The sequence below is a fragment of the Streptococcus sp. CL6.35 genome (assembly GCF_049737915.1).
In the GTDB taxonomy this organism is placed as follows: domain Bacteria; phylum Bacillota; class Bacilli; order Lactobacillales; family Streptococcaceae; genus Streptococcus.
On sequence record NZ_JBKOTU010000002.1, the window covers coordinates 1 to 13,387 of the forward strand.

At 35.3% G+C, this 13,387-nt stretch carries 13 protein-coding genes; all 13 read right to left on the reverse strand.

Features of this window, described 5'->3' with window-relative positions; translation table 11 throughout:
• Positions 1-59: 59 nt before the first annotated feature.
• The 13 genes from ACLNCP_RS02590 to dnaN all read right to left on the reverse strand — a co-directional run bounded on the left by ACLNCP_RS02590 (position 60) and on the right by dnaN (position 13,269).
• A complete protein-coding gene (locus ACLNCP_RS02590; protein ID WP_261009174.1) occupies positions 60-539 on the reverse strand; it encodes a sigma-70 family RNA polymerase sigma factor in 480 nt (159 codons plus the stop codon).
• Positions 540-659: 120 nt separating this feature from the next.
• On the reverse strand, positions 660-2,618 hold the full coding sequence (gene ftsH, locus ACLNCP_RS02595; protein ID WP_261009175.1) for an ATP-dependent zinc metalloprotease FtsH: 1,959 nt from the start codon (positions 2,616-2,618) through the stop codon (positions 660-662).
• 15 nt (positions 2,619-2,633) lie between these two features.
• A complete protein-coding gene (gene hpt / locus ACLNCP_RS02600) occupies positions 2,634-3,176 on the reverse strand; it encodes a hypoxanthine phosphoribosyltransferase (protein ID WP_000892178.1) in 543 nt (180 codons plus the stop codon).
• Positions 3,177-3,180: 4 nt separating this feature from the next.
• Positions 3,181-4,458: a tRNA lysidine(34) synthetase TilS gene (gene tilS, locus ACLNCP_RS02605; RefSeq protein WP_001209051.1), complete on the reverse strand. Its 1,278-nt coding sequence runs from the start codon at positions 4,456-4,458 to the stop codon at positions 3,181-3,183.
• Complete coding sequence (locus ACLNCP_RS02610) at positions 4,455-5,723, reverse strand: serine hydrolase (protein WP_424844001.1); 1,269 nt, start codon at positions 5,721-5,723, stop codon at positions 4,455-4,457. The genes tilS and ACLNCP_RS02610 overlap by 4 nt, the downstream gene beginning before the upstream one ends.
• Positions 5,716-5,838, reverse strand: coding sequence for an SP_0009 family protein (locus ACLNCP_RS02615; RefSeq protein WP_000429339.1), 123 nt, complete (start codon positions 5,836-5,838; stop codon positions 5,716-5,718). The genes ACLNCP_RS02610 and ACLNCP_RS02615 overlap by 8 nt, the downstream gene beginning before the upstream one ends.
• Before the next feature lie 4 nt (positions 5,839-5,842).
• Entirely contained in the window at positions 5,843-6,211 is a 369-nt protein-coding gene (locus ACLNCP_RS02620; RefSeq protein WP_049515632.1) for a septum formation initiator family protein, read from the reverse strand.
• Complete coding sequence (locus tag ACLNCP_RS02625; RefSeq protein WP_001234978.1) at positions 6,204-6,470, reverse strand: RNA-binding S4 domain-containing protein; 267 nt, start codon at positions 6,468-6,470, stop codon at positions 6,204-6,206. The genes ACLNCP_RS02620 and ACLNCP_RS02625 overlap by 8 nt, the downstream gene beginning before the upstream one ends.
• 57 nt (positions 6,471-6,527) lie before the next feature.
• The gene (mfd, locus tag ACLNCP_RS02630) at positions 6,528-10,031 is read right to left on the reverse strand and encodes a transcription-repair coupling factor (RefSeq protein ID WP_261221577.1); all 3,504 of its coding nucleotides are present in this window, start codon (positions 10,029-10,031) and stop codon (positions 6,528-6,530) included.
• Positions 10,032-10,601, reverse strand: a complete 570-nt coding sequence (pth, locus tag ACLNCP_RS02635; RefSeq protein ID WP_000163938.1) for an aminoacyl-tRNA hydrolase — start codon at positions 10,599-10,601, stop codon at positions 10,032-10,034. It lies immediately after the preceding gene.
• Between the two features lie 72 nt (positions 10,602-10,673).
• Positions 10,674-11,789, reverse strand: a complete 1,116-nt coding sequence (ychF, locus tag ACLNCP_RS02640; RefSeq protein ID WP_001218721.1) for a redox-regulated ATPase YchF — start codon at positions 11,787-11,789, stop codon at positions 10,674-10,676.
• Between the two features lie 84 nt (positions 11,790-11,873).
• Positions 11,874-12,068, reverse strand: coding sequence for a DUF951 domain-containing protein (locus ACLNCP_RS02645; protein WP_000285186.1), 195 nt, complete (start codon positions 12,066-12,068; stop codon positions 11,874-11,876).
• 64 nt (positions 12,069-12,132) lie between these two features.
• Complete coding sequence (gene dnaN, locus ACLNCP_RS02650; protein WP_247953451.1) at positions 12,133-13,269, reverse strand: DNA polymerase III subunit beta; 1,137 nt, start codon at positions 13,267-13,269, stop codon at positions 12,133-12,135.
• Positions 13,270-13,387: the final 118 nt, after the last annotated feature.

Here is a 13,387-nt window from a genome sequence, read left to right on the forward strand (position 1 = left end):
AGGCTTTTCAAACTTTGTCAACACCTTTTTTATCTTTTTATGTTTTTTTGTATGACTTCCTATTGAGTACGGATATCAAACTCTTTAAACACAATACGTAAGTCTCTTAATACTCTTTGACGACCTCGGAAGCGTTCATGTCTTAGGACCCGTTCTAACTCTTCTTGTTTGTCTTTACTTTGTTTGCTTCTATAATCTCTTAGTGTCTCATGAAAGAGATAATACTCATCTAGCCAGAGACCTCCCTCACCTATACGATGACTGATTTCACCTACTTCTTCATAGGATTCTTTATCATATCTTCGTTTTTGACTTTCTTGCTTACGGATATAGTCTAGAATTCGATTACGGAACTTAGTTTTGAAGTATTTACGTAAGCGTGGAATATCTTCTGCCAACTCTTCTTCTTTACTAATCAATTCATGTAAGCAGATCATTCCCTCTTGATCCCAATCCGATAACTCCCATAAATGAAGGTAATATTCATTTCTACACTTATATACAATCCCTTGGACTTCTTCATACAATTCTTTAAGCATTCTATTCTCCTTTCTGTTTACAGTCTAACAGATTCAGAAACACTTTTGGCACATTTCATCCATTCTGCACCCTTTACCGCCTCAACTGCACAAAAAAGAGAGGACATGCCTCTCTTTGGGTTATTTTTCGTCATTCATTTTTGACTTTACTTCATCATAGGATAGTGCATGAGATTCCTCCTCGACTGTTTCAGGCATCTTTCCTGTTTCGTAAAGAGATTTAATTTGTGTACTATCCAATGTTTCGTATTTCAATAGTGCTTCTGCAATCAACTTGTGAGTTTCACGATTTGACTGAATAATTTCAGCAGCTTTATTTCGTGCTTCATTCAATAATGAACGAACCTCTTCGTCAATTTCATAAGCTGTTTGTTCTGAAATTGATTTTTGAGGGCTTTGTGCACCAAACATAGCATGATTTCCTTCATATTGAACTGGACCAAGTTTTTCACTCATACCGTACTCTGTAACCATTGCACGCGCCATTTGTGTCGCCTGTTCAAAGTCGTTTGAAGCTCCTGTAGTTTGGACATTAAAGATAATTTCTTCAGCTACACGTCCACCCATCAAGCCAGCCAATTGCTCTTTCATATCTTCTTTAGATAGAAGCATTTGATCTTCCTTAGGAAGTGCAATCATGTAACCACCTGCACGACCTCTTGGTACAATTGTAACCTTATGAACAACACGGGCATTCGATAAGACTAGGCCAACAATGGTATGTCCAGCCTCATGGTAGGCAACCAATTCACGTTCTTTTTGTGAAACTGTCTTATCTTTCTTAGAAGGACCAGCAATAACTCTGTCTTCTGCTTCATCAATATCTGAAGCATCAATTATCGATTTATTGCGACGAGCAGCGACTAAAGCCGCTTCATTCAATACATTCTCTAAATCAGCACCAACAAAGCCTGGAGTTTGTTGAGCCACTAATTTCAAATCAACATCTTCTGCTAAAGGCTTGTTCTTAGCATGAACTTTCAAGATTGCTTCACGACCCTTAACATCAGGACGGCCAACCAATACTTTTCTATCAAAACGTCCTGGACGCAAAAGGGCAGGGTCTAGTACATCTGAACGGTTTGTCGCAGCAATGACGATAATCCCTTCATTCCCCTCAAAACCATCCATCTCAATCAAGAGTTGATTCAAGGTTTGTTCACGTTCATCATTTCCTCCGCCAAGACCAACTCCACGTTGACGTCCAACAGCATCAATTTCATCGATAAAGATGATAGCTGGTGCTGCTTTTTTGGCATCTTCAAAAAGAGAACGAACACGACTAGCTCCAACTCCGACAAACATTTCTACAAAGTCAGAACCTGAGATACTAAAGAATGGAACACCTGCTTCTCCGGCGACTGCTTTAGCAAGCAAAGTCTTACCTGTTCCTGGAGGTCCCTCTAGAAGGACACCTGCTGGAATACGGGCTCCAAGTTTTGTAAATCGTTTTGGATCTTTTAAAAATTCAACAACTTCAACTAGTTCTTGTTTTTCTTCCTCAGCTCCAGCAACATCTGAAAATCTTACTTTAATATCTTCTTTATTTGCGGCTTTAGCCTTACTACGTCCAAAACTCATTGGGTTACGGCTATTATTTCCTCCCATATTTCCCATCATAGAGAATAGGAAGAAGAATAGAATACCGAATGGCACAATGGATACAAGAATATTAATCCACATACCACTTGAACTTTCATGCTTAACAGTTACTTCTGCCTTATGGTCAGAAGCAAGTTTTTGCAATTCTGATACTGTAGTATCTGAAGGAAGAATAATACTTGAAAATTTCTCTACTGTTGTAGCAGAAGGAGAAAAGAACTGGATACCTGTTTCTTCTTTACTTGTTTTAGGATTTTTATAAATACCTGAAACTTCGATAACACTGCCATTTGGTTGGTAAGTCAATTCTTTTACATTGTCATCGGTAATTTCTTTTACCAATTCTGTATAATTAATTTGCTCACTTTTCCCTGCAACACTACCTGTACTGAAATACTGGTAAGCTGTAACTAGGAAAAAAATAAGTAATAACCATAGAAAAGGATTTTTAATTAAACCATTATTTTGTTTTTTCATTAAAAATTGTTCTTTCTAATTTGAATACACTTCTTCTTTCAATACTCCAACATAAGGAAGGTTACGATAGTTTTCTTTGTAGTCTAAACCATAACCTACTACAAACTCATTTGGGATAGTAAAGCAGGTATAGTCTGCCTCAATTTCTACAACACGTCCTTCTGGTTTATCCAACAAGGTTGCAATTTTAACAGAAGCAGCCTCTCTTGCTTTAAACATATCTCTTAAACTCTTCAAAGTTTGACCTGTATCAATGATATCTTCTACAAAGAGAACATGTCTTCCTTTGATATCTTGAGTCACATCTTGCTTGATATTGATGACACCACTACTTGCTGTTCCACCATGGTAGCTAGAAACCATCATGAAGTCCATTTCAATATGTGTGTCGATATGTTTAACCAATTCAGCCATAAAAGGAATAGATCCTTTTAAAATCCCAACTAAAATTGGATTTTTTCCTGCATAGTCTTTGGTTAATTGAGCACCTAATTTTTTAGCAGCTTCTGTAATTTCATCGTGTGAAACGAGAATTTTTTTAATATCGTTTTCTAACATTTTTTTACCTATCTATTTTTTCTATATAAAGTACAGTGTTCATTATATCATTTTTCGTGTTTTTACTCAAATTACTGGTCGCAATTCCCAAAATTGAGACAATTTCACCAAATTGCTCAATAATCAGAGCTGATTTTCGCTTTTCCATAGGGATTTTCAAATCAATAAATAGACGTCTGAGTTTTTTTCTATGCCCATTTTGAATCAAAATATCTCCTGTTTTTCGATGACGAATGTGTATTGATGTTTCCCGTGAAACAGGTACCTGCTGAATTAATTCACCTTCTAAAGGAAGTCCAAAGGAAAATAAATAACCTTGGTAAGATACCTGATTTTGATAGTGTAACACAAGTTCGTCTTCCTTTTCATCAGACTGAGGACTGATTTTACAAATCCGAAACTGTTGATACTCTTTTACTAATTCATAACCATTTTTAAGCGGATGACGATACTGGCTTTTAGTTTTTAAAATTTGTCTAACTTCTTCAAACTGAGCTTTTGTAAGATTCAAATCTGGAAAACGATTCAGATAAGTTTGAAGTAAAACTCTTTGTGTCGACTCAGAGTAAGACAATAGCTGATCTAAATTTTCTACATCAATATTCTTTGATAATTCAGCTATAGCTAAGTCATAATCTAAAATTTCATTGCCGATGCTTAAGATTGCATTTCTAAATCGAGGATTTTCTTTTTCTAATTCTGGTAAGTATGAGTTTCGAATACGATTGCGAAAATAATGATTTTCCTGATTTGATATATCTTCAAAGTGAAAAATTGGAGGAAAGTCTTTTTTCTGAAAATGCAAGAAGGGCCGAATGATTTCTATCTCTCCGACTACTTGCTTCTCCTTAATTCCTGATAGATAGCGCAAGCGAGTCCCTCGAATCAAGCGCATCAAAATTGTTTCCACCTGGTCATCCGCATGGTGGGCAGTGACTAAGGCTGTCGCACCTGTCTTTTTCATGACCTCTTGAAAAAAATCATAGCGAAAATTTCGTGCACGCGCTTCTGAAAATTCTCCTGAAAAATTGCTGATATAAATAGGAAGCTCTGCTTCAGCAGCCAACTTCCTTAATTCCTGTTCTTCCCAATCTGATTCTACTCTCTGCTTATGATTCACATGAGCTAGAATCAATTCAATTTCTAACTCTTTTTTATAGGTAGACAATACCTTAAATAGAAACATAGAATCTAATCCACCAGAAAGAGCTAGCACCACCTTAGCATGCTTTTTGAAATATCCCTTTTTGAGAAAATGATTTAAAAAATCTTGTTCCCTCATTTTAGAACCTCATAAACATCCTTGGCTATCTTAGAAATCGTATCATAATCAGAATTTTTAGTGAAAATAGAAAGAATAAATGGAGAATCTGCATAGACAACACCTGTATCATGCTTAAATTCATCCGCATCTCCAATTTTATGAGCTACTTTAACAGAAACACCTTTGGCAATTCTCTCATTATCAAAATCTGTTTTAGTCAAAGACTCCAATACAAATCCATTTTGATTATAAATTGCCTCCATAACCTTCCCAGCCATCTTAGAAGAAATCAATTTTTCTTTGGAATCCCAATCATCTCCCATAATAGCAGACATCTTGGATTTGAATGTGGCATCAGATTGGTTTGAAATGTAATATCCCAATAGATTATGAGCTACATTATCAGATTCTTTTGATACTTTCGTAATTAAATCCTTTAGAGAATACTCTTTATTATCCTCTTTTTTAGGAAGACTACCACTTCCTTCTGGTTTATAGGAACCTGGAAAATCATTGACTGCAGATATGTATTTTACAGTCGTGTCTAACTGATAAAGACCCTCATTTATTTTTTCTTGCGTATAATAAAGATAAGGGAGTTTCAAAACACTAGCTGCATACATCTTTTCATCTTGATTGATACCAGCTTCTTTTCCAGTAGTTAGTTGCTTAACATAAATAGAGAAATAATCTTTCTGATATTTTTCAGATAACATTTCTTGGACTTTACTTATCCGATTATCTTCTTCAGAAGTTGATTCCTTATCTACCCATCCAGCCTGATCAATATGTAGAAATTCTCTTCCTTCTACAAACATGGTCTTGTCGATCGATACTTGCGAATAAGCTGATAAGGATGATTTCACTTCTTTTAAGTCATAAGGGCTATTATACAGTTTAAAATCAGATTCTAACCATACTTTTTTGATTGTAGGAGTTACCTCTGACTGATCATATAAAAATCGTTTGTCTGCAGCAATAAATTGATGATTTGATAGCTTAAATACCGGAATTCCTTGTTTATTTAAGCGCCACTCGGTTATTTGAAAACTTGTTTGGGGAGTTAATTTTCCAGATTTCACTACTAAATCTTCATTCGCATAAACAGGAACCTCTCCATAAACCATGGGAGAACTTAATTTTTCTCTAAAATAAATACCAAAGTTAGATTGTGAAAGGTAATAAATTTCTTTAGAAGTATAGACGACTTCTTTTTCTGTGCTAACGACTTTTGAAATGGTCAAAAAACTCGGTAACAACAAAATAATTAAGAATTTACGCATTCTTCCTTTCCTTTTCTTCTTGTAAACGCAATAATTGATTTTTATCAGCCAACTCTTCCAGCTTTTCTTCCGATAGACTCAAAAATTGCTCTATTACATCTAATAAATTTTCCATTTTATCACCTTGGGAGCAAGTCAGGAATCGTATAAACAGCTTCCCGATTCTTAGAATAATAATATTTTGCACGCATGTATTTAGCAGCATAATCTTCATCTTTCAACTTTGTGGCAAAAGCTGTCTCTTTCTCCTTTTCCTCACTCAAGGTTTGATACTGAGTTTGCAATTCTGATAACTGTTGACGTCTTTGGAGTAATTGATGATAGCTTTGAGCAAGATTATAAGTTGGTAAAATGAACAATAAAATCATCAAAATAAGAACCCAACCCATGAAACGATTACGTTTTTGTCGTTCTTTCATCAGATAGCGACGACGTTGGTGTTCATTTTGAATAAAAGAATTATTCAATTGTACGATATTTTTAGACATTTTCTTCTACCCGTGTTTCACTGATAATTTCATACATTCCTGCTGCATCTTCTTTTTTTGTACTATCCTTCATCTCTAGTACTTTTACAAGTAGCAACTTATTGCCAAAGCGAATTTCAACTTGGTCATTAACTTTCAAATCCGTTGAACTTTTGGCCAAGATTCCATTTACCTTGATTCTGCCTTTATCTGCTACTTCTTTTGCGACTGTACGACGCTTGATAATTCGTGATACTTTTAAATATTTGTCTAATCTCATTTTTATTACCTCAAATTATTATTGTATCATTTTTATCTACTTTATAGAAGAAAAATGTTAAAGGGAATTGCCTTCTTTCGATACTTTTATCTCTAATAAACTTTCTCCAAAAATGAGCAGACCTTCTAAAATTTCATAGTCCTTCTTATTTTGGACATCAAATACAACTTCCATTAATCCCTTATTCTCAGTTATGGCTGCTTTTAAATTCGTTGCGGATAAAGATTTAAAATAATCTTGAGCCAAAAACAATCGCTGAGTAATTTTTTCAAATTGAACTGTAATCTTATTTTCTTTTCGTTCCACACGTTGAACAAAGACCTTATCAAGATAAGACTTAACCAAACCAATCTCTAAAAGATAGGCTACCACGTCTGGGTACTCTCCAAAGCGGTCCATCAACTCTTCTTGTAATTCTTCGTAGTTGACACGGTTGTCAATTTGACGAATTTTCTTGTAAATTTCAATCTTATGTCGTTGATCAGAAATATAGGTATCAGGAAGATAGGCATCAATTTGTAAAATCAATTCGGTATTTCCTTTGGTTCTTGTGTTCCCATTACCATGTCGTTTAGCAATAGCTTCCTCCAATAACTGCGAATACAATTCAAAACCAACAGAATCAATGAAACCAGACTGGGATTTTCCTAAAAGATTTCCTGCTCCGCGAATCGAAAGATCTCGCATTGCAATCTTAAATCCAGAGCCCAATTCTGTAAATCCTTTAATCGCTTCTAATCTCTTCTCGGAGACTTCACTGATTGATTTTTCTGGACGATACATGAGATAGGCATAAGCAATACGATTACTACGACCGACTCTTCCTCTTAACTGATACAAGGTTGACAAGCCCATATGATCCGCATTTTCAATAAATAAAGTATTGGCATTTGGAATGTCCACCCCTGTCTCAATAATGGTAGTTGTCACCAAAATATCATACTGACCTTCAATGAAATCCAGTAGAGTATTTTCTAACTGAATCTCACTCATTTGCCCATGAACATACCCAATCGAAGCCTCTGGAATCAACTCCTGTAATTCGGAAACCTTCTGGTCAATCGTGTCAACTTTATTGTAAAGATAGTAAACTTGACCTCCACGCTCCATTTCACGCAAGACAGCATCACGAATCACATTATCATTCTTTTCTAAAACATAGGTTTGCACTGGATAACGATTAGTCGGCGGAGTTTCAATAACAGACAAATCTCTGATTCCCAGCATAGACATGTGAAGGGTACGAGGAATTGGCGTTGCTGTCAAGGTCAGGACATCTACTTGTTTTTTCAGTTCTTTCAAGGTTTCCTTATGCTTGACACCAAATCGCTGTTCCTCATCAATAATCATTAAGCCCAAATCAGCAAACACAACATCTTTTGACAAAATACGATGGGTTCCAATCAAAATATCAACTTGACCGTTTTTCAATTTTTCAAGTGTTTCAGTCTGCTCTTTTTTACTTCTAAAGCGACTCAACACATCAATATTAACTGCAAAATTTTGGAATCTCTCTTTAAAATTTGTATAGTGTTGTTGCGCTAAAACCGTCGTCGGAACTAGAACGACAACTTGTTTATGATCATTGACTGCCTTAAAGGCTGCACGCATAGCAACTTCAGTCTTTCCAAAACCAACATCCCCAACTAAAAGTCGATCCATTGGCTGAGAAGCCTGCATATCTCTCTTGATTTCCTCAACACTACGAAGTTGATCATCCGTTTCAACATAAGGGAAGGCATCATCAAAAGCGTGTTGATCCTCATCATCAGCTGAGAAAGCAAAACCCTTCAACTGGCTGCGTTCAGAATAAAGTTTAATTAAATCGTCAGCTATATCCTCTACCTGGTTCTTAACTTTTTGCTTTGCTTTTTTGAAATGACCATCATTTAATTTATTGAGTTTAGGTGCTTTACCGTCACTTGAAACGTATTTGGACAGTAGATGAATCTGTTCCACTGGGATAGAGATTTGATCCCCATTTTGATACTGGACACTGACATAATCGCGGTGGATTCCTTTGATTTCAATGGTTTCAATTCCTAGATATTGACCAATCCCATGGATATGGTGAACAACGTAATCTCCTTTTTCAAGTTCATTGTAATCTTTTAATCTCTCTGCGTTTGAAACATGTTGTCTTCGAAAACGACGTTTCAATTTCTTTTGAAAAATCTCATGTTCAGTTATCAATAGAATCTTTTCATCTACAAAGTGAAAACCATGTCTGAGATTTCCCTCAATGAAGTTTACAGATTCTTTACAAATACTTGACTTATCTCTGGAATCCAATTTAATCTGATATTCCTCTAAAACATCTTCCAATGTTTTACTTCCCATTGAATTACTAGACTGCAGGATAATAGTGTAATCCATTTTTTTGTATCGCTCAATTTCTTCTTTTAGAAAAGAAAATTGATTGAAAAACTCCTGCATAGGATATTGATTAAATTGATAAATGTGATCAAACTTGAGATTTCCTAACCCTTTTTGGAGATTGGAGAAAAAGGTAACTGGACTTTGTTTTTTATAGGTTTGTTCTGTATCTGCAAAATACTGCATATCAGAAAATGATTTACCATTCTGTAAATCTTCTGTAAAGTATTGCGCTAACTCTCTTTCAAAGGCTTCATACTGATTCATCAATTTTTGGTAATCATCAAAAAACACTGGTGTATCTTTTTCAATATAATCAAATATAGTCCATGTTTTATCGTAACATAAAGATAAAAACTTTCGACTATCTGAATGTACTTGTTTTTGATGAAAACTTGACAAAATCTCTTCCAAGTATGATTTTAAAATTGGTGATAAGGTCTTTGAAATTTGCTTTTCTAAAGCTGACTGCCCTCGTAGATAGTCCTTTTCCCTCAAAAGTATATCACTTGCTGGAAAGATAGTGAGTTCTGTTTGATTTTCTTTTGATAATTGTGTTTCTACTTCAAAAGTCCGAATTCCATCTACTTCATCACCAAAAAACTCGATTCGGAAAGGTTCTAACTGAGACATCTCAAAAATATCTAAAATATCTCCTCGAATACTAAACTCACCTTGAGTTTGTACTTGCGTAACTTTGCGATAACCTATTTCCTTTAACTGATGGATAAACGTGTGTTGATCATATTCTTCACCAACTGTTATTTTTACAATACTATCTTTGAATATATTGGGAGACGGTAAAATCAATCGACTTGCTGCGATATTACAAACTAAAATCCCTTTCTTAGATGAATCAGTCAAAAAACGCAAGGCTTCAACCCGTGAAATGATTTTTTCTTGTGAAGACATCAAAAACTCGACCATAGGGGAGTCATCTACTAAAAATGGATAGACAAGTTCCTCACCCAAGACAGATATAAGATCACTAACAAGTCCTTCTGCTTCTCCATAAGTTGACGTCAATAACACAATCTTATCTTCCTGTCTCAAACTACTAGCAATTGCTAAAGCTTTTGTAGAAGTTGACAAGCCTAACATTAATTGTCTTTTCTTATCTGTCAGATTTCGATGCCATTTTTTTATCTGATTATTTTCTGAGAATAAATCTAATAAGGTTAACATTTATCCGTTATACCTCTGCATTGTTTTCTCAAAATTTTTCTCTTGTAAATAGTAGTTTACAGAATCGTCAACTTTGTCAATAGACTGTAAAATACCAATATAATCATCCTTGTCAAAGGTACTCAAAACATGGTTAACAACTGACATTCCATTTTTAGGTCTTCCGATTCCAATCTTAACACGATTAAAGGTTTGGGTTCCAATATGTTGAATAATAGACTTGATACCATTATGACCACCTGCGGATCCCTTTGCTCTTAAACGAATCTTTCCAACTTCCATGTCAAGATCATCATAAATGATGAGTAAATCTTCAATATCCAAACCATAGTAAGTCAATAAAGCATGAACCGCTTTTCCACTTTCATTCATAAATGTCGTTGGTTTGACAAGATAAATTTTTTCTCCATTTAGGAAAAAGGATGCTAGGTCAGCTTGAAATATCTTATCGTGTGTAAAAGTGACATTCTGTTTCTTCGCTAGTTGGTCAATCAACATAAAGCCAACATTGTGTTTTGTTTCAAAATATTTATCTCCTGGATTTCCCAAGCCTACAAGTAATTTGGTCATTTATTTTTCCTTTCAAAAGCCAAAAGGGTTGGAATTTTTTTCCAACCTAATTGACACTATTCATTAATTTTTTTAGACATTAAAGCGGAATTCCATGATATCGCCGTCTTGAACGATATATTCTTTTCCTTCTTCACGCAAGCGTCCAGCTTCTTTTACAGCCTTTTCAGATCCGTATTTCACTAGATCCTCATATGACATAGTTACTGCACGAATAAATCCTTTTTCAAAGTCTGAGTGGATAATACCAGCTGCTTGAGGAGCCTTCATACCACGTTTGAAGGTCCAAGCGCGAACTTCTTTTTCGCCAGCTGTGAAGTAAGTTCCCAGTCCAAGCAAGTGGTAAGCTGCACGAGTCAACTTGTCAACGCCTGATTCTGTCAACCCAAGTGCTTCAAGAAACTCTTGCTTGTCTTCTTCGTCTAACTCAGAAATTTCTTCCTCAGCACGCGCAGAAATAACGACTACTTCAGCATTTTCTGTCGCTGCGAATTCACGAATTTGTTTAACATAGTCGATAGAGTCAGGTTCTGAAACCACATCCTCGTCCACATTAGCAACATAGAGCACTGGTTTAGTCGTTAACAGGAAGAGACCTTTGACAACCTTTTGTTCCTCATCTGTAAATTCAATAGTTCGAGCTGATTTTCCATCTTCAAGAACAGGTTTAATCTTTTGAAGAACATTAAATTCTGCTACTGATTCTTTATCTTTTTGCGTACGTGCCATCTTTTCTACACGCATATAGCGCTTATTAACTGATTCTAAGTCAGCAAGAATCAACTCTAGGTTAATAGTATCAATATCTGCCAGTGGATCCACAAAGGCGTCTTCACGTCCTTGCTCGCGCATCACATTTTCATCATCAAAAGCACGAACTACATGAACAATCGCATCTACTTCACGGATATTAGCCAAGAATTTATTCCCTAGCCCTTCTCCTTTTGAAGCTCCTTTTACAATCCCTGCGATATCTGTAAATTCAAATGTTGTTGGAACTGTCTTTTTAGGAGTAATCATTTCAGTTAGTTTTTGTAGGCGTTCATCTGGAACTTCTACCATTCCAACATTTGGATCAATCGTCGCAAATGGGTAATTTGCTGCCTCTGCTCCTGCTTTTGTAATTGCATTAAATAGTGTTGATTTACCAACGTTTGGCAAACCAACGATACCTGCTGTTAAAGCCATATTTTCTCATTCTCCGTTTTCATTTCAATCCCTAATATTATAACACAAAAAAGGAAAACTTGCTAACCCTCTAACTAAGGGTTTTCAGTCAATAATTTTATTCATTTTTCGATCAAAATCATAGCGTCCCATCATGACAACATGGTCACAATTGCTACATTTGATTTTTATATCTGCTCCTACACGTGTAATTTCCCAACGATTAGCTTTTTTTCCTGTTGACTTGATTGTGCAAGCATGTGGTTTTTTCATTTCAACAAAATTTCCAACTTGATACATACTACTCTCCTTTTCTTTTTCGATTATATCATAAAAGAGGCGAGCCAGGCTCAACCTCTTTCACTTAATTTGTACGAACTGGTGTAATGAGCTGCATGAAGTCCTCATCAGTGTCTGCTGGCACAAGAGTAAATGGACGAACAGCTGAGATAAAACTAATGGTCACTTTTTCGCTATTTAAAGCTTTAAGAGAATCAATCAAGTAAGTTGGGTTGAAACTAATGGTCAAATCTTCACCAGTAACCTGATCAGTATCGATTTCTTCGTTTACTTTACCAACTTCTGGCGAGTTAACATGAGCGCTAACAATACCATCTTTTATTTCAAGTTTCACAGTACCATTTTGAGTAGCACTTGATAAAAGACGAGCACGTTCCATTGACTGGCGTAAGTTTACAACATCAAAAGTAATAGTAGTATTAAAGTCTGTTGGAATCAAACGATCTGTATCAGGATAGTTTCCTTCGAGGAGACGAGTATAGAAGCTAATATTTTCGCTTCTAAAGAGGATTTGGTTATTGGCAAAGAAAATCTCTACAGTTTCGATATCATCTGTAAATACCGCTGAAAATTCGCGTAGAGAACGGCTAGGAATCACGACATCAAAATCATCACTATTTTTCTCAAGCGTTAATTTTTTCTGGCTTAGACGATGAGAGTCTGTTGCAACTGTTTTTAGCTCCTTGTGTTGACTTAATACAAAATGAACACCTGTTAAAATTGGACGACTCTCTTGTGTACTTGCAGCAAATGCTGTTTCATTGATAATTTTCTTGAGTAATTTTGTTTCAAGAACCAAAGGAGTGCTTGCTGAAATTTCTTGGATTCGTGGGTACTGTTCGCTATCTTTTCCTTTTAGGGTAATTTCTGATTTACCACTCGTTAAAACAATTTGATTTTGTTCAATTTCTTTAAAATCAAGACTTACATCAGGTAGACTAGATACCACATTGATAAAGAAAGAAGCTTCAAGAAGGATCGAACCTAAAGAAGTAATTAACAGACCAGCATCTTCATTTTTTTGAGAAATAAAATTTTCAATTGAAATTTGACCATTTGAACCAATTAAAGTAACACCTTCATTGGTCACGTCAATTTTGACGGTTGATAAAATAGGAATAGCATTTTTAGAACTAATAGCTCTCTTAGTTGTATTTAATGCTTGTAGAAATAAATTTTTATTAATTGAAAAATGAATCATGGATTCTCCTTTATTTATTTTTAGTATTAGAAGGATAATAGTAATAATAGAGTCTGTGAAATCTGTGGAAAACAGACTTTAAACAAGTCATATCAAGTTTTTTGGCTTGTTTAAAAAA